Raw genomic sequence first — 19103 nt, 5'->3', positions numbered from 1 at the left:
CGGCACCCGGAGCAGCCCATGGCGTCGCACTGCCCCCACTGCGGGACCCCCTCCCCCGAGGAGGCCCGCTTCTGCATGAACTGCGGCCGGGAGCGGCCGGTGGCCGCCACCGGGCCCGCGGAACCGGCCGCGCCCCCCGTGCCCGCCGGACCGCCCGCCGCGCCCCCCGGGCCGCCCGCCGTGCCCGCGGGGCCGCCCCCCGCCGGGCCGCCCGCGTACGTGCCGGGGCAGGCGTCCGCCCACCCGCCGGGGCCCGTGCACCCGCCCGGCCCCGGGTACGCGCCCCCCGGGTACGCGCCCGGGGCCGTGGCGCCCTCGCCCGCCGCCGTGTTCCTCCGCCGGGCGTTCCGGGGTGCCTGGGCGCCCGCCCTGCGGGCCGCCGCCTGGCCGACCGGCCTGCTCCTCGCCCTCGCGGTCGCGCTCGCCGTCCCCTCGTACGGCCAGGAGCCCGGCGACGAGGTCGTCGTCGGCTGGGGCGACCGGCTGCGGATCGCGCTCACCCTGCTCCTCCAGGCGTTCGGCGGCGGCTTCGAGGTCACCGCCGCCGCGCCCGTGCCGTCCCGGTTCGGCGACGGGTACGACTCCGGCTCCGGCGGCTACCGGTACGGCTCCGGGGACGCGCTCGCCCAGGGCGGCGCGGAACTGTCCGTCGTCCCGCTCACGGTGACGTTCCTGTGGGCCGGCGCGCTGTACCTGGCCGCCCGCGCCCTTCGCGCGCGCGGAGCCGGGGTCGACGCGGCCGTGCGGGTCTCCCTCCCCGCCGCCGGGGCGGTGCTGGTGCTCGGGCTGTTCGCCCAGCCGGAGGTCGCCGGGATCGCCGTGTCCGGTTCGCCCCTGACGGCCGCGCTCGTCGCGCTGGCGCTGACCCTCGCGGTCACCGCCGGGGTGCTCCAGCGCGACGACCTCGCGCGGTGGCTGTCCGTGCGGCCGGGGACCCTGGCGGCGGTCCGCGCGCTGGGGGCCGCGACGCGTGCGCTGGGGACCGTCCTGGCGGTCTGCGCGCTGGTCGGCTTCGTGACGTACGCGAACGTCGACGGGGTGGACGGCACCGCGCTGCTGCTCGCCCTGACGATCCTGCCGAACCTCGGCGCCGCCGTCCTGGGCGTCGCCTGGGGCGCGCCGGTCGAGTACGACCTGCGGGGGCGGTTCGGGCTGCTCGGTTCCGGCGCGGAGCACGGCGGCTTCGGACTGCCCGAGATCGGCGACGAGTGGGGCGGCTGGGCGGTGACCGGGCTGCTCGCCCTGGGCGTCGTCTGCGCGCTCACGGTCGGGCTGTGGGCGGTGCGCCGCGTGCCCGGCAGGGGCGGGCAGGCGCTGGCGGGCGGGCTGTTCCTCGGGCTGTACCTGTTCGTCGCCGGGGTCGGCGGGATCGGGGTCCGCGTGGCGGGCGAGTACGACGACTTCGGCGGCGAGGGGTACTTCGAGGTGGCCCCGAGCGTCCCGGACGCGCTGCTGTTCGGGCTGCTGTGGGTGGGGGGCGCGGTCCTCGTCGCGCCGTACCTCCTGCGGTCGGCCGGCGGGGGCGCGGGCGGGGGCGGTGGCGGGGTCACACTCCCGCCGGCACCACCGCACCCGGCCCACCCGGTGGCGCCCGTGCCGCACCCGGCCGCGCCGACGACCCCCGCACCCGCACCGGGCGCCACCGGCCCCGAGCCGCCGGCCCCGCCCGCACCGGCCGCGCCCGCCCCGGGTCCGGGCCCGAACCCCGGCCCCGCCGCGGGCCCCGGCACCCACCCCGCCGGCGGGACCGGCGCGTACGTCACGGCCACCGCGCCCACCGGGGCCTCCCGGGGACGGCGGCTGCTGCTCTGGGGCGGGGCGCTCGTCGTCGCGTTCGCCGTGGGCGGCGGGGTCACCACCGGGCTGCTGATGCTGGGGGACGAGGGGCCCGGAGTGACCGTCCACCCCCGCCCGGACGCCGAGCCCGTCGCCGGCACCGACCCCACGACACCGGCGCCGAAGGCCACGCCCGCGCCCACGGCCGCCCCGAGCGGCACGGCGGACGCCCCGGCGCCCGCACCCACCGGGGTGCCCACCGGCACGGCCGCACCCGCCGGGCCGCCCTCCGTGCCCGCCGGGTACGAACTGGTCAGCGACACCGCCGGGTTCGCCTTCGCCGTGCCCTCCGGCTGGGACCGGGTGTCCGAGAAGCAGGGGCAGATCACCTACGCCGGACCCACCGGCATGAGCCACTTCCTCGTCGGCGTCGTCCGCGACGCCCCGTACACCTCCCTGGAGAACCTCACCACCCTGGAGGCCGCCTCCCGCAAGCGGAACGCCGACTACCGGCGGGTGCGGCTGGAGGCCAACACCTTCCAGGGCCGGCCCGGCGCCATCTGGGAGTACACCTACACGGACGAGGCGGGCGAGACGGTCCACGCCGTCGACCAGGCGTACGTCGCCGACGACGGCACGGAGTACGCCGTCTACTTCACCGCGCGGGAGCGTGACTGGTCCGAGGCCCGCAGGACCTTCGACGTCGCGCTCTCCACCTGGATGCTCAACGACGTGGACTAGGTCGTGTCTTCACAGTCCCGTCTGCCGGGCGGGCGAACGACGCCACTTTGAAGGCACTCCCTAGGCCCCCCGCAGCTCCAGGCCGAAGCGGTGGCCCAGTTCGTCCTCCCGGCCGGGGATCGGCAGGGTGCCCTGGAGCGCCATGCCCAGGCGGCGGGTCACCGCGACGGACCGCTCGTTGCGCGCGTTCACCATGGCGACGACGCGCTCGACGCCCGCCGCCCGCACGCGTTCCAGCGTCTCGCGGGCGGCGGCCGTCGCGTACCCCCTGCCCCACGCCGGGCGGGCCAGGCGCCAGCCGATCTCGACCTCGCCCACGGGGCCCCACGGGTGCGGCCACGGCTGGGCGCCGGTGAAGCCGACGACCTCGTCCGCCTCGTCCAGCAGCGTCCACAGGCAGAAGCCGAGCTCGGCGTCGTGGCGCCGCTGCCGGGCGGTGAACTCCTGGTAGACGGACAGCTCGGCGGACCGGCCGCCGTGGAACTCCATCACCTCGGGGTCGTCGAAGACGCGGTGCCACGCGTACGCGTCCTCCTCCGTGGGCACGCGCAGGCGGAAGGCCGGCCCGCCGGCGGGCCGGTCCGCGGCGGCGTGGAGCAGCTCGGTCATCAGGGGTGCCCTTCGGATCGGTGGACGGCGGTCCCCATAGACTGCCCACGTCCCGTGCTTTCGGCACGCCATTTCGAGCCCCGGGAGAACTCGCCGTGACCGAGACCCCCTCCGAACACACCGCAGATGTGATCGTCGTCGGGGCGGGCCCGGCGGGCTCCACCACCGCGTACTACCTCGCGAAGGCGGGCCTCGACGTCCTGCTGCTGGAGAAGACCGCCTTCCCGCGCGAGAAGGTGTGCGGCGACGGGCTCACCCCGCGCGCCACCAAGCAGCTCGTCGCGATGGGGATCGACGTCTCCGAGGAGGCGGGCTGGCTGCGCAACAAGGGCCTGCGCATCATCGGCGGCGGCGTCCGGCTCCAGCTCGACTGGCCGGAGCTGGCCTCGTACCCGGACTACGGACTGGTCCGCAAGCGCGACGACTTCGACGAGCAACTCGCCCGGCAGGCACAGAAGGCCGGCGCCCGGCTGTACGAGCGGTGCAACGTCGGGGAGCCGATCACCGACCCCGGCACGGGCCGGATCACCGGCGTCCACGCCAAGCTGGGCGAGGAGAAGACGCCGGTCACGTTCCGCGCCCCGCTCGTCGTCGCCGCCGACGGCAACTCCAGCCGGCTGTCCCTCGCGATGGGGCTGCACCGGCGCGAGGACCGGCCGATGGGCGTCGCCGTCCGCACGTACTTCACGTCGCCCCGCCACGACGACGACTACCTGGAGTCCTGGCTGGAGCTGTGGGACCGCCGCGGCCCCGGCCCGGACCGCCTGCTGCCCGGCTACGGCTGGATCTTCGGGATGGGCGACGGCACGTCCAACGTCGGCCTGGGCATCCTCAACTCCTCCTCCGCCTTCCGCGAGCTGGACTGGCGCGAGGTCCTCAAGGCGTGGTGCGCGTCCATGCCGGAGGACTGGGGCTTCACGCCGGACAACATGACGACGCCGATCCGGGGCGCGGCCCTGCCGATGGCGTTCAACCGGCAGCCGCACTACACGCGCGGGCTGCTGCTCGTCGGCGACGCGGGCGGCCTGGTCAACCCGTTCAACGGCGAGGGCATCGCGTACGCCATGGAGTCCGGGCAGATCGCCGCCGACGTGATCGTCCAGGCGCACGCCCGCTCCACGCGGGACCAGCGCGAGCGGGCCCTCCACGCCTACCCCGCGATCCTCAAGGACACCTACGGCGGCTACTACACGCTGGGCCGCGCCTTCGTGAAGCTGATCGGCAACCCGAAGGTCATGAAGATCGCCGCGCAGCGCGGCCTGACGCACCCGGTGCTGATGCGCTTCACGCTGAAGATGCTCGCCAACCTGACGGACCCGACCGGCGGCGACGCCATGGACCGGATCATCAACGGCCTGTCGAAGGTCGCCCCGAAGGCCTGATCGCGCCGGCCACCCTCCCGCCGCGGGCCGGCCCGGCGGGCACGGCCCGCGGGAACGACCTGCGGTAGGCCGTGGGGGAGACCCCCACGGTCCGGGTGAAGTGGCGCCGCAGGTTCGCCGCCGTGCCCAGGCCGCTGCGCTCCCCGACCTGCTCGACCGGCAGGTCGGTGGACTCCAGCAGGCTCTGGGCCCGCGCGATGCGCTGCTGGAGCAGCCACCGCATCGGCGTCGTACCGGTGGCCTCCTGGAGCCGCCGGTGGAAGGTGCGCGGGCTCATCCGCGCGCGGCGGGCCAGGTCGTCGACGGTGAGCGGCTCCGCCAGGTGCTCGACCGCCCACTGGAGGACCGGGCCCAGGCCCTCCTCGCCGGTCGGCGGGAGCGGCGCGTCGACGAACTGCGCCTGCCCGCCGGCGCGGTGCGCGTGGACGACGAGCCGGCGCGCCAGCTGGTTGGCGACGTGCGCGCCGAGGTCGCGGCGGACCAAGTGGAGGCACAGGTCGAGGGCCGCGGTGGCGCCGGCGCTGGTGAGGACGTCGCCGTCGTCGGTGTAGAGGACGGAGTCGTCGACGATCACGTCCGGGTGGCGGGCGGCCAGCTCGGCGGTGTGCTGCCAGTGCGCGGTGGCGCGCCTGCCGTCGAGCAGCCCGGCCGCCGCGAGCGCGAACGCGCCGGTGCACAGCGACACCATGCGGGCCCCCGAGGCGGCCGCCTCGCGCAGCGCCGCGACCAGGTCGGCGGGGACGTCCCGGCCGTCGTCGACGCACGCCTCGGGCACGGACGGCACGATGACCGTGTCGGCGCCGACGAGCCCGTCGAGGCCGTGCTCGGTGCGGAGGGAGAGGCCCGGCCCGTACGGGCCGGGTGCCGCGGAGCCCCCGCCGTCCGGGTCCCGCGGCCCGTCGGAGCAGAGGCGGAGCCGGTACCAGGGGTCGGCGAGGTCCTCGTGCGGGATGCCGAACACCGCCAGCGCGATCGACAGTTCGTACATCTCCCACGCGGACATTCCGGCGTCCTGGAGGACGGCCACGGCGACGGTTCCGGCTCCCATGCCCCGGAGCGTACGGCAGGAACCTTGCGCACGCGGGCAGTCCCGCCCCTGTCCGCGCCCGGCGTCCGCTGCGAGGGTTGATCACGCACAGGCAATCCGTACGCAGAGGGAGAAACAAGGCGATGAGCCGTGAAAGCGTCACCGTGCTCGGACTGGGACAGATGGGATCGGCCCTGGCCGGGGCGTTCCTGGCGGCCGGTCACCCGACGACCGTCTGGAACCGCACCCCCGCCAGGGCGGACGCCCTGGTCGGCCGGGGCGCGCGCCGGGCCGGGACGGTCGCGGAGGCGGTGGGGGCGAGCGACCTGGTCGTGGTGTGCGTCCTGGACGACGCGGCCGTGCGGGAGCTGCTCGGCCCGGTCGCCGGGCGGCTGGCGGGCCGGACGCTGGTCAACGTGACGTCCGGGTCGCCGGAGCAGGCGCGGGAGACGGCCGGGTGGGCGGCCGGCCACGGGGCGCGGTACCTGGACGGCGGGATCATGACGACGCCGCCCGGGGTCGGGAGCGCGGCCAGCATGTTCCTCTACAGCGGCTCGCCCGAGGCGTTCGCGGCGCACCGGGAGACGCTCGCCGTGCTGGGCGACCCGATCGACCTAGGCCCGGACGCGGGGCTGGCCTCCCTGTACGACACGGGGCTGCTGGGGCTGATGTGGTCGGTGTTCGGGGGCTGGCTGCACGCCACGGCGCTGGTCGGCGCGGACGGGGTGGCGGCGGGGGAGTTCACCCCGGTCGCGGTGCGCTGGCTGTCGACGGTCGCGCTGTTCATGGAGCGGTACGCGGGGCAGATCGACGAGGGCCGCTACCCGGGCGACGACGCCACCATCGACGTGCAGGTGGCGGCCGTCGAGCACCTGCTGCACGCGGGCCGGGCGCGGGGCGTCGACGGCAGGCTCCCGGAGCTGCACCGGGAGCTGATGGCGAAGGCGGTCGCGGACGGGCACGGCGGGGACAGCTACGGGCGGCTCGTCGAGGTCTTCCGCGGCGCCGGCCGACCGGCGTAGGCGTGGGACGAGAGCCGGGCCGGGTGTAGGGCGAGGGCCGGCGCAGGCGTACGGCGAGGGCCGCCGCTCCCACCCCGAGGGGGGAGCGGCGGCCCTTCAGGCACGGGTCGGCCGCGTCAGAGGATGCGGACGGCGCCGGAGGGCGCGTCCCAGTCCATGGACTGCTCGACGACGCCGCTGCTGGGGTTCTGCGCCCCGACGAACTTGCCGCCGCCGACGTAGATGGCGACGTGGTACGAGCCGCTGCGGCTGCCCCAGTAGAGGATGTCGCCCGGCTGGAGGTTGTCCAGCGAGACGGAGGTGCCCATGCTCGACTGCGAGCTGGAGACGCGCGGCAGGTCGATGCCCGCCTGGCGGTAGGCGGCCTGGACGAGGCCGGAGCAGTCCCAGGCGTTGGGGCCGGTGGCGCCCCTGACGTACGCGTCGCCGACCTGGGCGCGGGCGAAGGCCACGATGGCGGCGGCCGAACCGGTCGCCGTGGAGTCGCCGTAGGAGCTCTCGGAGGAGCCGCCGCCGTCCTGGGACGACGACGACGCGGACAGGGAGGTGCGCTCGGAGGACCGGGAGGCGCGCTCCTGGGCCTCGGCGAGGGCCTTCTCCTCGGCCTCCTTGGCCTTGCGCTCGGCCTCGGCCTTGCGCTCCGCCTCTTCCTTGGCCTTCTTGGCGTCCTTGGCCGCCTTGGCGGCCGCCGCGTCCTCCTGCACCCGCAGGTCCTGGGCGAGGGCGTCCTGCTCGGTCGCCTCCGCGGAGGCGGCGACGGCGGTGGACAGCGCGCCCGACAGGTCCACGTTGGTGAGCGTGGGCATCTCGATGGTCTCGGTCACCGGCTCGGCCTGAGCCGGCGACGCGGCCACCGCGATGGTGCTGAGGACGCCACCGGCAACTCCGGCGCGCAGCGCGAGCTTCGACGAGCTGCGGCGCGGCTTCCGGTGGCTGGGTATGTGAGCGGTGTGGGACATGGGACAACCGCTATCAGGGCTCGCCGGTTCCCTTCAAGAAACGTGTGTTGCGCCACAGTTACGCCCGGAAGCGCCGAATCCGGTTCCTGAGGGCCCTTATTGACGCCGTAACGGACATTTCAGGCTCAGGTGATCACGCCGTGATCATGGGTTTTCCGCGAAACGTCCGAATTGCCGTTCACTTACCACTGGTTGACACAGTTGGCCAACCCCGCTTTTCCGGCCGCCCGTGGGGAGTGGTGCAGGTCACACGGGGACGCCCGTGCCTTGCGGTCCGCGTTCGTGAACGGGTGCACGCGTCCACCTCCGTCCCGCCGGACCCCCCGCACGGGTGGGGTGAGCTCCTTTATCACCCGGACGCGTCCAACTCGAATTTGCGTGTACGTGCCAGGATTTGATAGTGCAAGACCCCTCCGACCAGCGATGACCGGCACTGATGTCACATATCGTGGCTACTCGATCACGTCTGGTGTGAAGATCGGCGTTCATCCGTGTTCATGATCGTTCGCCAGGTGGTGGAGATCACAAAGTCGTTGTCGTACCCCGTGTCGCAGATCACAGATCGACGGGCATAGGATGCGTTGCAGTCGGGCTTGTGAACTGCCTCACATGTAAGCGATCTTCCGGGGGTCCCCGATCACCCGGGACTCCTTCGAGGCGGCGAGACGAATGCCCGGTGCGGTCCAACGGTCAAGGACGACTGGAAGGAGCGAGGAGCGTGAATGCGTACACGCCCATCCTCGTGCTCGGCGCCCTCGGGGCAGCGTTTGCGATCTTCTCCGTGGTCATGGCCACGCTCATCGGCCCGAGGAAGTACAACCGGGCGAAGCTCGAGGCGTACGAGTGCGGCATCGAGCCGACCCCGACGCCGGCCGGAGGTGGCCGCTTCCCGATCAAGTACTACCTGACGGCGATGCTCTTCATCGTCTTCGACATCGAGATCGTCTTCCTCTACCCCTGGGCGGTCACGTTCGACGCGCTGGGGCTTTTCGGGCTCGTGGAGATGCTCCTCTTCGTGCTCACGGTCTTCGTCGCCTACGCGTACGTGTGGCGGCGCGGCGGCCTGGAATGGGACTGAGGGGCTGAAGGGCACAGTCATGGGACTCGAAGAGAAGCTGCCGAGCGGATTTCTGCTGACGACGGTCGAACAGGCCGCGGGATGGGTGCGCAAGTCGTCCGTCTTCCCCGCGACCTTCGGCCTCGCCTGCTGCGCCATCGAGATGATGACCACCGGCGCCGGCCGGTACGACCTGGCGCGGTTCGGGATGGAGGTCTTCCGCGGCTCGCCGCGCCAGGCCGACCTGATGATCGTGGCCGGCCGGGTCAGCCAGAAGATGGCCCCGGTGCTGCGCCAGGTCTACGACCAGATGCCCAACCCGAAGTGGGTGATCTCCATGGGCGTCTGCGCCTCCTCCGGAGGCATGTTCAACAACTACGCGATCGTGCAGGGCGTCGACCACGTCGTACCGGTCGACATCTACCTGCCCGGCTGCCCGCCCCGCCCCGAGATGCTGCTGGACGCGATCCTCAAGCTCCACCAGAAGATCCAGTCGTCCAAGCTCGGCGTCAACGCGCGCGAAGCGGCCCGCGAGGCGGAGGAGGCGGCGCTCAAGGCCCTCCCGACGATCGAGATGAAGGGGCTGCTCCGGTGACCGACCAGTCGAGCCAGCCGAACCCCGAGAAGGACCTCAGCGCGCAGAACCTCCCCGGGCAGCGCGGCGACCACGGGGAGGAGATCCGCGTCCAGCGCGGCATGTTCGGCGCCGCGCACGGCGGGGACACCACCGGCTACGGCGGCCTCGTCCGCTCCGTCCGCCTCCCCGGACCGTCCACCCGGCCGTACGGGGGCTACTTCGACGAGGTCGCCGACGAGCTGGAGGGCGCCCTGGAGGAGCAGGGGGTCGTCCCCGGCAACGCCATCGAGAAGACGGTCGTCGACCGGGGCGAACTCACCTTCCACATCGCGCGCGAGCACCTCGTCCGCGTCGCCCGCACCCTGCGCGACGACCCGGCCCTGCGCTTCGAGCTGTGCACGGGCGTCAGCGGCGTCCACTACCCGGGCGACCGGGGCCGCGAGCTGCACGCGGTCTACCACCTGCGCTCGCTCACCCACGGGCGGCGCCTGCGCCTGGAGGTCGGCGCGCCCGACGACGACCCGCACGTCCCGTCGCTCGTCGCCGTCTACCCGACCAACGACTGGCACGAGCGCGAGACGTACGACTTCTTCGGGCTGGTCTTCGACGGCCACCCCGCCCTCACCCGGATCATGATGCCGGACGACTGGCAGGGCCACCCGCAGCGCAAGGACTACCCCCTCGGCGGCATCCCCGTCGAGTACAAGGGCGCCCAGATCCCGGCTCCGGACCAGCGGAGGTCGTACTCGTGACCACCCCCCACGCACCCCTCTCCGACGCGGCCGAGGCCGAGGCCCGCGAGACGACCGAGGGCACCGTCTACACCGTCACCGGCGGCGACTGGGACGAGGTCGTCCAGTCCGCGGCCAAGGCCGACGACGAGCGGATCGTCGTCAACATGGGCCCCCAGCACCCGTCCACCCACGGCGTGCTGCGGCTCATCCTGGAGATCGACGGCGAGACCGTCACCGAGGCCCGCTGCGGCATCGGCTACCTCCACACCGGCATCGAGAAGAACCTCGAGTACCGGACCTGGACGCAGGGCACCACCTTCGTCACGCGCATGGACTACCTGACGCCGTTCTTCAACGAGACGGCGTACTGCCTCGGCGTGGAGAAGCTGCTCGGCGTCGAGGACCAGATCCCCGACCGGGCCACCGTCATCCGGGTCCTGCTCATGGAGCTCAACCGGCTCTCCTCGCACCTGGTGTGCATCGCCACCGGCGGCATGGAGCTCGGCGCCACCACGATCATGATCTACGGGTTCCGGGACCGCGAGATGATCCTGGACCTCTACGAGCTGATCACCGGCCTGCGCATGAACCACGCGTTCATCCGCCCCGGCGGCCTCGCCCAGGACCTGCCGCCCGGGGCCGTCGAGCAGATCCGCGAGTTCGTCAGGACGATGCGGAAGAACCTGCCGGAGTACGACAAGCTCGCCACCGGCAACCCCATCTTCAAGGCCCGCATGCAGGACATCGGCTACCTGGACCTCGCCGGCTGCATGGCCCTCGGCGCCACCGGGCCCGTCCTGCGCTCCGCCGGGCTCCCGCACGACCTGCGCCGGGCCGAGCCGTACTGCGGCTACGAGACGTACGAGTTCGACGTGCCGACCGCCGACACGTGCGACGCCTACGGCCGGTTCCTGATCCGGCTGGAGGAGATGCGCCAGTCGCTGCGCATCGTCGAGCAGTGCCTCGACCGGCTCGCCCCCGGCCCCGTCATGGTCGCCGACAAGAAGATCGCCTGGCCCGCCCAGCTGGCCCTCGGCCCGGACGGCCTCGGCAACTCCCTCGACCACATCAAGAAGATCATGGGCACCTCCATGGAGGCCCTGATCCACCACTTCAAGCTGGTCACCGAGGGTTTCCGGGTCCCGCCCGGCCAGGCGTACGCCGCGGTCGAGTCCCCCAAGGGCGAGCTGGGCGCACACGTCGTCTCCGACGGCGGCACCCGCCCGTACCGGGTCCACTTCCGCGACCCGTCCTTCACCAACCTCCAGGCCATGGCGGCGATGTGCGAAGGCGGCCAGGTCGCCGACGTCATCGTCGCCGTCGCGTCCATCGACCCCGTGATGGGAGGCGTCGACCGGTGACCGACGTCCAGCTGGGGATGCCCGAGCTCCCCGCCCCCGACTACCCCGCCGACGTGCGCGCCCGGCTCGAAGCGGACGCCCGGGAGGTGATCGCCCGCTACCCGGACTCGCGCTCCGCGCTGCTGCCGCTGCTGCACCTGGTGCAGTCCGAGGAGGGGCACGTCACCCGCACCGGCATGCGCTTCTGCGCCGAGGTGCTGGGGCTGACCACCGCCGAGGTCACCGCCGTCGCCACCTTCTACACGATGTACCGGCGCAAGCCGAGCGGCGACTACCAGGTCGGCGTCTGCACCAACACGCTCTGCGCCGTCATGGGCGGCGACGCCATCTTCGAGGAGCTCAAGCAGCACCTCGGCGTCGGGAACAAGGAGACCACCGAGGACGGCAAGGTCACCCTCGAACACATCGAGTGCAACGCCGCCTGCGACTTCGCGCCCGTCGTGATGGTCAACTGGGAGTTCTTCGACAACCAGACGCCCGAGAGCGCCAAGCGCCTCGTGGACGACCTGCGCGCCGGCCGCCCCGTCACCCCGACCCGCGGCGCCCCCCTGTGCACGTTCCGGGAGACCGCCCGCATCCTCGCCGGCTTCCCCGACACGAGGCCCGGCGCGGTCGAGGCCGGCGGCGGCGCGGGACCGGCCTCCCTCATCGGCCTGAAGCTCGCCAAGGGCGAGGCCCTCCCGCCGCGCGTCGTCCACCCGCGCGGCGAGACGGCCGAGGAGCCCCCCCGGGACCGGGCGCCCCACGACCGGCCCATCGCGGGCTCCGGCCACCTCAGCTCGCACGACGCACCACAACAGACCTCCGCGTCCGACCCGAAGCACCCAGCGGGCCCGGTCAGTGAGGAGGGGGAGTGATGACCTTGGCACCCGCCATCGGGGAGACCAGCCCCGAGAAGCTGCTCTCACCGGTCCTGTCGGCCTTCTGGGACGACCCCCGTCCCTGGAGCCTGGACACCTACCGGCGCCACGAGGGGTACGAAGGGCTGCGCAAGGCCCTCGCGATGACGCCCGACGAGGTCATCGCGTACGTCAAGGAGTCCGGCCTGCGCGGCCGCGGCGGCGCGGGCTTCCCCACCGGGATGAAGTGGCAGTTCATCCCGCAGGGCGACGGCAAGCCGCACTACCTCGTGGTCAACGCCGACGAGTCGGAGCCCGGCACCTGCAAGGACATCCCCCTCCTCTTCGCCAACCCGCACGCGCTCATCGAGGGCATCGTGATCGCCTGCTACGCGATCAGGTCCTCGCACGCCTTCGTCTACCTGCGCGGCGAGGTCGTCCCCGTCCTGCGCCGCCTCCACGAGGCCGTCCGCGAGGCGTACGAGGCGGGCTACCTCGGCCGGGACGTCCTCGGCAGCGGGCTGGACCTCGAACTGACCGTGCACGCCGGAGCCGGCGCGTACATCTGCGGCGAGGAGACCGCCCTGCTCGACTCGCTGGAGGGCCGCCGCGGCCAGCCCCGGCTGCGGCCCCCCTTCCCCGCCGTCGCCGGCCTGTACGCCTGCCCCACCGTGGTGAACAACGTCGAGTCCATCGCGTCGGTCCCCGCCATCCTCCACCGGGGCAAGGACTGGTTCCGTTCGATGGGCAGCGAGAAGTCCCCCGGCTTCACGCTGTACTCGCTGAGCGGGCACGTCGCCGCCCCCGGCCAGTACGAGGCCCCCCTCGGCATCACGCTGCGCCAGCTGCTCGACATGAGCGGCGGCATGCGGCCCGGCCACCGCCTCAAGTTCTGGACGCCGGGCGGCTCGTCGACGCCGATGTTCACCGACGAGCACCTCGACGTGCCCCTCGACTACGAGGGCGTCGGCGCCGCCGGGTCCATGCTCGGCACCAAGGCGCTCCAGTGCTTCGACGAGACGACCTGCGTGGTGCGCGCCGTGACCCGCTGGACCGAGTTCTACGCCCACGAGTCCTGCGGCAAGTGCACCCCCTGCCGCGAGGGCACGTACTGGCTGGTGCAGCTGCTGCGCGACATCGAGGCGGGCAAGGGCAGGCCCTCCGACCTCGACAAGCTCGCCGACATCGCCGACAACATCAACGGCAAGTCGTTCTGCGCCCTCGGCGACGGCGCCGCCTCGCCGATCTTCTCCTCCCTGAAGTACTTCCGCGAGGAGTACGAGGAGCACATCACCGGCAGGGGCTGCCCCTTCGACCCGGCCAGGTCGACCGCCTGGGCGGACAACCACGTGGAGGTGACGGCATGACCGTCATGGCATCGAACCCCGCCGGCGGCGGGGCCGCCCCGGTGCCGCCGGAGGACCTGGTCACGCTGACCGTCGACGGCATCGAGGTCTCCGTCCCCAAGGGGACGCTGGTCATCCGGGCCGCCGAGCAGCTCGGCATCGAGATCCCCCGGTTCTGCGACCACCCCCTCCTCGACCCGGCCGGCGCCTGCCGCCAGTGCATCGTCGAGGTCGAGGGCCAGCGCAAGCCGATGGCCTCGTGCACGATCACGTGCACGGACGGCATGGTGGTGAGGACCCAGCTCACCTCCCCGGTCGCCGAGAAGGCCCAGGTCGGGGTGATGGAGCTGCTGCTCATCAACCACCCCCTGGACTGCCCCGTCTGCGACAAGGGCGGCGAGTGCCCGCTGCAGAACCAGGCCGTCTCGCACGGCCGGGCCGAGTCCCGCTTCGAGGGCCGCAAGCGCACCTACGAGAAGCCCGTCCCGATCTCCACGCAGGTCCTCCTCGACCGCGAGCGGTGCGTGCTGTGCGCCCGCTGCACCCGCTTCTCCCAGCAGATCGCCGGCGACCCGATGATCGAGCTGGTCGAGCGCGGCGCCCTCCAGCAGGTCGGCACCGGCGAGGGCGACCCGTTCGAGTCGTACTTCTCCGGCAACACCATCCAGATCTGCCCGGTCGGCGCGCTCACCTCCGCCGCGTACCGGTTCCGCTCCCGCCCCTTCGACCTGGTCTCCAGCCCGTCCGTGTGCGAGCACTGCGCCGGCGGCTGCGCCACCCGCACCGACCACCGGCGCGGCAAGGTCATGCGGCGGCTCGCCGCCAACGACCCGGAGGTCAACGAGGAGTGGCTGTGCGACAAGGGGCGCTTCGCGTTCCGGTACGCGCAGCAGCGGGACCGCCTCACCACGCCCCTCGTGCGCGGCGGCGACGGCGCCCTGCGGCCCGCGTCGTGGCCGGAGGCGCTCCAGGCGGCGGCGCGCGGCCTGGTCCGGGGCCGCACCGGCGTCCTCACCGGCGGCCGGCTCACGGTGGAGGACGCCTACGCGTACGCCAAGTTCGCGCGCGTGGCGCTCGACACCAACGACGTCGACTTCCGCGCGCGGGTGCACAGCGGCGAGGAGGCCGACTTCCTGGCCGCCCGGGTCGCCGGCCACGGCCGCGACCTGGACGGCGGCGGCGTCACGTACGGCACGCTGGAGAAGGCGCCCGCGGTGCTGCTCGTCGGGTTCGAGGCCGAGGAGGAGGCGCCCGGCGTCTTCCTGCGGCTGCGCAAGGCGTGGCGCAAGCACGGCCAGCGCACCTACGCCGTCGCCCCGTACGCCACCCGCGGCCTGGAGAAGGCGGGCGGCACGCTGCTGCCCGCCGCGCCCGGCACGGAGACCGAGTGGCTGGACGCCCTCGCGGCCGGCACCGACCTCGACGGTCCGGGCGCGGCGGCGGCCCAGGCCCTGCGCGCGCAGGGTGCCGTCATCCTCGTCGGCGAGCGCCTCGCGGGCGTGCCGGGCGCGCTGACCGCCGCCGTACGGGCCGCCACCGCGACCGGCGCCCACCTGGTGTGGATCCCGCGCCGGGCCGGCGAGCGCGGCGCGGCCTGGGCGGGCGCCCTCCCGTCGCTGCTGCCCGGCGGCCGCCCGGCCACCGACCCGCGGGCCCGCGAGGAGACGGCGACGGCCTGGGGCGTGCGGGAACTGCCGCACCGCTACGGGCGCGACACCGGCCAGATCGTGGAGGCCGCCGCGACCGGCGAGCTGGGCGCGCTGCTCGTCGGCGGCGTCGACGTGGCGGACCTGCCGGACCCGCAGCGCGCGCGTGAGGCGCTCGACGCGGCGTTCGTGGTGTCGCTGGAGCTGCGGCCCGGCGAGGTCACCGAGCGGGCCGACGTGGTCCTCCCGGTCGCGGCGGTCGCGGAGAAGGCCGGCACGTTCCTCGACTGGGAGGGGCGGGTCCGGATGTTCGAGGCGGCGCTGAAGCCCGAGCACATGACGAAGGCGCTGCCGCCGGCCGACGCGCGCGTCCTGCACATGCTCGCGGACGCCATGGACGTGCACCTCGGCCTGCCCGACCTGCGGACCGTGCGGCGCGAGATGGACCGGCTCGGCGCCTGGGACGGCGAGCGGGCCGCCGACCCCGCCGAGGCCCGGCTGCCGCTGCCCCGCGCCGGTGAGGGCGAGGCCGTCCTGGCCGGCCACCGGATGCTGCTCGACCTGGGCCGCCTCCAGGAGGGCGACGAGGCGCTCGCCGGCACCCGGCACGCCGCGCTCGCCCGGCTGTCGCCCGCCACGGCCGCGGAGACCGGCGTCAAGGACGGCGACCTGCTCAGGGTCACCGGCCCGGCCGGGTCCGTGCGGCTGCCGCTGCGGGTGACCGAGATGCCCGACCGGGTGGTGTGGCTGCCGCTCCACTCGACCGGCGGCGGCGTCCTGTCCGACCTGGGCACGCTCCCCGGCCGCCTGGTCCGCATCGCCCCGGAGGCCGGCTCCCCGGCCGCGCCGGCCGCCCCCCACTCACCGGACTCGACGGACCCCTCGGAGGTGCGCGCATGAACCCGGCCCTCCTCGCGGCCGAGGACCTCTCCATGTTCGGCCGCGACCCCTGGTGGCTCGTGGTGCTCAAGGCGGTCTTCTGCTTCGCCTTCCTCATGGTCACCGTGCTGGTCTCCATCGTGATGGAGCGCAAGGTCGTCGCGTGGATGCAGCTGCGCATCGGCCCGAACCGGCACGGCCCCTGGGGCCTCCTCCAGTCCCTCGCGGACGGCGTCAAGCTGATGCTGAAGGAGGACGTCGTCGTCAAGCGGGCGGACAAGGTCGTCTACGTCCTCGCCCCGATCGTCGCCGCCGTCCCCGCCTTCATGGCGATCGCCGTGATCCCCTTCGGGCCGGCGGGCAACGAGGTCTCGATCCTCGGCCAGCGCACCACGATGCAGCTGACCGACCTGCCGATCGCGATGCTGTACATCCTCGCGGTCGCCTCCGTCGGCATCTACGGCATCGTCCTCGCCGGCTGGTCGTCCGGCTCGACGTACCCGCTGCTCGGCGGGCTCCGCGCGTGCGCGCAGATGATCTCGTACGAGATCGCGATGGGCGCGGCCTTCGCCTCCGTCTTCCTCTACTCCGGGTCCATGTCGACCTCGGCGATCGTCGACGCGCAGGCGGACCGCTGGTTCGTGGTGCTGCTGCCGGTGTCGTTCCTGATCTACATGGTGACGATGGTCGGCGAGACCAACCGGGCCCCGTTCGACATGCCGGAGTCCGAGGGCGACCTGGTCGGCGGCTTCAACACCGAGTACAGCTCGATCAAGTTCGCGATGTTCATGCTGGCCGAGTACATCAACATGGTCACCGTCTCGGTCGTCTCGGTCACCCTCTTCCTGGGCGGCTGGCGCGCCCCGTACCCGATCTCGGGGCTGTGGGAGGGCGCCAACCACGGCTGGTGGCCGATGCTCTGGTTCGTCGGCAAGGTCGTGGCCCTGCTGTTCCTCTTCGTGTGGCTGCGCGGCACGCTGCCCCGGGTCCGCTACGACCAGCTGATGAAGCTCGGCTGGAAGGTCCTCATCCCCGTCTCGGTCGTCTGGCTGATGCTCGTCGCGACCGTGCGGGCCCTGCGCAACGAGAACGTCGCGTTCCAGTCGATCGTGCTGTACGTCGCCGCCGCGGTCCTGGCGGTGCTGCTGCTGTCCTTCGTCGCCGACATGTTCCGCGAGCGGCGGGCGGAGGCCGAGGAGGGCTCCGGGGACGACGCGGAGGCCGGCCGGTTCGACCCGATGGCCGGCGGGTTCCCGGTGCCGCCGCTGCCCGGGCAGACCCTCCCGCCGGTACCCCGGCGACGGCCGCGCGGTGAGCGCGAGTTGATTGCCAGCGGCCCGGCGGACACGGCGGGCGACGGAAAGGAGACGGACGGTGTCTACTGAGTCATCCCGGGGGGACACCCCACGGACCCCCTTCCAGAACCCGGTGGCCGGCTTCGGCGTGACCTTCAAGGCCATGTTCAAGAAGCGGCTGACGGAGCAGTACCCGGAGCAGCGGAAGACGACGGCGCCCCGCTTCCACGGCAGGCACCAGCTCAACCGCCACCCGGACGGGCTGGAGAAGTGCGTCGGCTGCGAGCTGTGCGCCTGGGCGTGTCCCGCCGACGCCATCTACGTGGAGGGCGCGGACAACACCGACGAGGAGCGCTACTCGCCCGGCGAGCGGTACGGCCGCGTCTACCAGATCAACTACGCCCGCTGCATCCTGTGCGGGCTGTGCATCGAGGCGTGCCCGACGCGCGCGCTGACGATGACGAACGAGTTCGAGCTCGCCGACAGCTCCCGCGAGAACCTGATCTACACCAAGGAGCAGCTCCTCGCGGGCCTGACGGAGGGCATGGTCGACACGCCCCACGCCATCCACCCGGGGATGGACGAGCAGGACTACTACCGGGGCCTGGTGCACGAGGCGGCGCCGGGCACGGTCCGGCAGGTCGCGGCCGGCAAGGGCGAGCAGCCCCCGCAGGAGGCCGCGTCGGACTTCGGCGGGAACGAGCCCGCGTCCGGGAAGGTGGTCGGGGCATGACCGCGAGCACGCTGGCCGCCGCCTCCACCACCTCGACCGGTGAGGCCGTGCAGTTCTGGCTGCTCGGCACGGTCGCGGTGATCGGCGCGCTGTGCACCGTACTGATGCGCAAGGCCGTGCACAGCGCGCTGTGCCTGGCCGGGACCATGATCATCCTGGCGGTCTTCTACCTCGCCAACGGCGCGTACTTCCTGGGCGTCGTGCAGGTCGTGGTCTACACGGGCGCGATCATGATGCTGTTCCTCTTCGTCGTGATGCTCGTCGGCGTGACCGCCGCCGACTCGCTGAAGGAGACCATCAAGGGCCAGCGCTGGCTGGCCCTGCTGTGCGGGCTGGGCTTCGGCGCGCTGCTGGTCGCCGGCATCGGCCGCGCCTCGCTGGACACCTTCAACGGACTGGGCGCGGCGAACGCCGGCGGCAACGTCGAGGGCCTGGCGGCGCTGCTGTTCACCAAGTACGTCTTCGCCTTCGAGATCACGGGCGCGCTGCTCATCACGGCCGCGGTCGGCGCGATGGTGCTGACGCACCGGGAGCGCACCGAGCGGGCCCGCACGCAGCGGGAGCTGTCGGAGCAGCGGGTGCGCGAGGGCAAGCAGCTCCCGCCGCTGCCGGCACCCGGCGTGTACGCCCGGCACAACGCCGTGGACATCGCCGGCCTGCTGCCGGACGGCACCCCGTCCGAGCTGACCGTGAACCGCACGCTGCGGGCGCGCGGTCAGGTCCGCGACGTCTCGACGCAGGCGCTGGAGGACCTGCGGGCGCTGGAGCAGCGTTCCGAGGAGCGGCTGGGCCGCCGGCGGGACGGAGAGGAGGCGGCCAAGTGAATCCCGTCAACTACCTGTATCTCGCCGCCTTGTTGTTCACCATCGGCGCGGCCGGGGTGCTGATCAGGCGCAACGCGATCATCTTGTTCATGTGCGTGGAGCTGATGCTCAACGCCTGCAACCTGGCGCTGGTCGCGTTCTCCCGGATGCACGGCAACCTGGACGGCCAGATCATCGCCTTCTTCACGATGGTCGTCGCCGCCGCGGAGGTCGTGGTCGGGCTGGCGATCATCGTGTCCCTGTTCCGTGCCCGCCATTCGGCCTCGGTCGACGACGCCAGCCTGATGAAGCTGTAA

17 protein-coding genes are annotated in these 19103 nt (G+C 73.2%); 14 read left to right on the top strand and 3 right to left on the bottom strand.

Features of this window, described 5'->3' with window-relative positions:
- The first annotated feature begins 18 nt into the window (after nt 1-18).
- The gene (locus tag IE106_RS30645) at nt 19-2517 is read left to right on the top strand and encodes a serine/threonine kinase C-terminal domain-containing protein (RefSeq protein WP_189529783.1); all 2499 of its coding nucleotides are present in this window, start codon (nt 19-21) and stop codon (nt 2515-2517) included.
- A gap of 60 nt (nt 2518-2577) precedes the next feature.
- Here IE106_RS30645 and IE106_RS03890 read toward each other — a convergent pair whose 3' ends face one another.
- Nucleotides 2578-3126 (bottom strand): GNAT family N-acetyltransferase, encoded by a 549-nt coding sequence (locus IE106_RS03890; RefSeq protein ID WP_189529782.1) that lies wholly within the window; start codon nt 3124-3126, stop codon nt 2578-2580.
- Nucleotides 3127-3221: 95 nt separating this feature from the next.
- Here IE106_RS03890 and IE106_RS03885 point away from each other — a divergent pair, with 95 nt between their 5' ends.
- Nucleotides 3222-4508, top strand: a complete 1287-nt coding sequence (locus IE106_RS03885) for a geranylgeranyl reductase family protein (protein WP_189529781.1) — start codon at nt 3222-3224, stop codon at nt 4506-4508.
- On the opposite strand, the gene IE106_RS03880 is transcribed toward IE106_RS03885, so the two are convergent.
- Nucleotides 4474-5556 (bottom strand): GlxA family transcriptional regulator, encoded by a 1083-nt coding sequence (locus IE106_RS03880; RefSeq protein ID WP_189529780.1) that lies wholly within the window; start codon nt 5554-5556, stop codon nt 4474-4476. The genes IE106_RS03885 and IE106_RS03880 overlap by 35 nt on opposite strands.
- A gap of 122 nt (nt 5557-5678) precedes the next feature.
- On the opposite strand from IE106_RS03880, the gene IE106_RS03875 reads away from it, so the two are divergent.
- Nucleotides 5679-6557, top strand: coding sequence for an NAD(P)-dependent oxidoreductase (locus IE106_RS03875; RefSeq protein WP_189529779.1), 879 nt, complete (start codon nt 5679-5681; stop codon nt 6555-6557).
- Between the two features lie 116 nt (nt 6558-6673).
- Here IE106_RS03875 and IE106_RS03870 read toward each other — a convergent pair whose 3' ends face one another.
- Nucleotides 6674-7516 carry a C40 family peptidase gene (locus IE106_RS03870; protein WP_189529778.1) on the bottom strand — a complete coding sequence of 281 codons (843 nt, stop codon included), beginning with the start codon at nt 7514-7516 and terminating at the stop codon, nt 6674-6676.
- A gap of 718 nt (nt 7517-8234) precedes the next feature.
- Between IE106_RS03870 and IE106_RS03865 the strand changes: the two genes are divergently transcribed.
- The 11 genes from IE106_RS03865 to nuoK are packed head-to-tail and all read left to right on the top strand — an operon-like array spanning nt 8235 to nt 19103.
- A complete protein-coding gene (locus tag IE106_RS03865; RefSeq protein WP_010470881.1) occupies nt 8235-8594 on the top strand; it encodes an NADH-quinone oxidoreductase subunit A in 360 nt (119 codons plus the stop codon).
- A 19-nt stretch (nt 8595-8613) separates the two neighbouring features.
- Entirely contained in the window at nt 8614-9168 is a 555-nt protein-coding gene (locus IE106_RS03860; RefSeq protein ID WP_189529777.1) for a NuoB/complex I 20 kDa subunit family protein, read from the top strand.
- A complete protein-coding gene (locus tag IE106_RS03855) occupies nt 9165-9902 on the top strand; it encodes an NADH-quinone oxidoreductase subunit C (RefSeq protein WP_189529776.1) in 738 nt (245 codons plus the stop codon). Before IE106_RS03860 ends, IE106_RS03855 begins: the two co-directional genes overlap by 4 nt.
- On the top strand, nt 9899-11245 hold the full coding sequence (locus IE106_RS03850; RefSeq protein WP_189529775.1) for an NADH-quinone oxidoreductase subunit D: 1347 nt from the start codon (nt 9899-9901) through the stop codon (nt 11243-11245). The genes IE106_RS03855 and IE106_RS03850 overlap by 4 nt, the downstream gene beginning before the upstream one ends.
- A 17-nt stretch (nt 11246-11262) precedes the next feature.
- Nucleotides 11263-12102, top strand: coding sequence for an NADH-quinone oxidoreductase subunit NuoE (gene nuoE, locus IE106_RS03845; protein WP_189530000.1), 840 nt, complete (start codon nt 11263-11265; stop codon nt 12100-12102).
- Complete coding sequence (gene nuoF / locus IE106_RS03840) at nt 12102-13451, top strand: NADH-quinone oxidoreductase subunit NuoF (protein ID WP_189529774.1); 1350 nt, start codon at nt 12102-12104, stop codon at nt 13449-13451. Before nuoE ends, nuoF begins: the two co-directional genes overlap by 1 nt.
- Nucleotides 13448-15976: an NADH-quinone oxidoreductase subunit G gene (locus IE106_RS03835; protein ID WP_189529773.1), complete on the top strand. Its 2529-nt coding sequence runs from the start codon at nt 13448-13450 to the stop codon at nt 15974-15976. Before nuoF ends, IE106_RS03835 begins: the two co-directional genes overlap by 4 nt.
- Complete coding sequence (nuoH, locus tag IE106_RS03830; protein WP_189529772.1) at nt 15973-17340, top strand: NADH-quinone oxidoreductase subunit NuoH; 1368 nt, start codon at nt 15973-15975, stop codon at nt 17338-17340. The genes IE106_RS03835 and nuoH overlap by 4 nt, the downstream gene beginning before the upstream one ends.
- Nucleotides 17330-17983 (top strand): NADH-quinone oxidoreductase subunit NuoI, encoded by a 654-nt coding sequence (gene nuoI / locus IE106_RS03825; RefSeq protein WP_189529771.1) that lies wholly within the window; start codon nt 17330-17332, stop codon nt 17981-17983. The genes nuoH and nuoI overlap by 11 nt, the downstream gene beginning before the upstream one ends.
- Nucleotides 17980-18807 carry an NADH-quinone oxidoreductase subunit J gene (locus IE106_RS03820; RefSeq protein ID WP_189529770.1) on the top strand — a complete coding sequence of 276 codons (828 nt, stop codon included), beginning with the start codon at nt 17980-17982 and terminating at the stop codon, nt 18805-18807. The genes nuoI and IE106_RS03820 overlap by 4 nt, the downstream gene beginning before the upstream one ends.
- Nucleotides 18804-19103: an NADH-quinone oxidoreductase subunit NuoK gene (gene nuoK / locus IE106_RS03815; protein WP_189529769.1), complete on the top strand. Its 300-nt coding sequence runs from the start codon at nt 18804-18806 to the stop codon at nt 19101-19103. Before IE106_RS03820 ends, nuoK begins: the two co-directional genes overlap by 4 nt.

It is taken from the genome of Streptomyces roseolilacinus (assembly GCF_014649335.1).
In the GTDB taxonomy this organism is placed as follows: Bacteria; Actinomycetota; Actinomycetes; order Streptomycetales; family Streptomycetaceae; genus Streptomyces; species Streptomyces roseolilacinus.
Note: the sequence above shows the minus strand (reverse complement) of the source record. Positions and strands in the feature narration are given on the sequence as shown.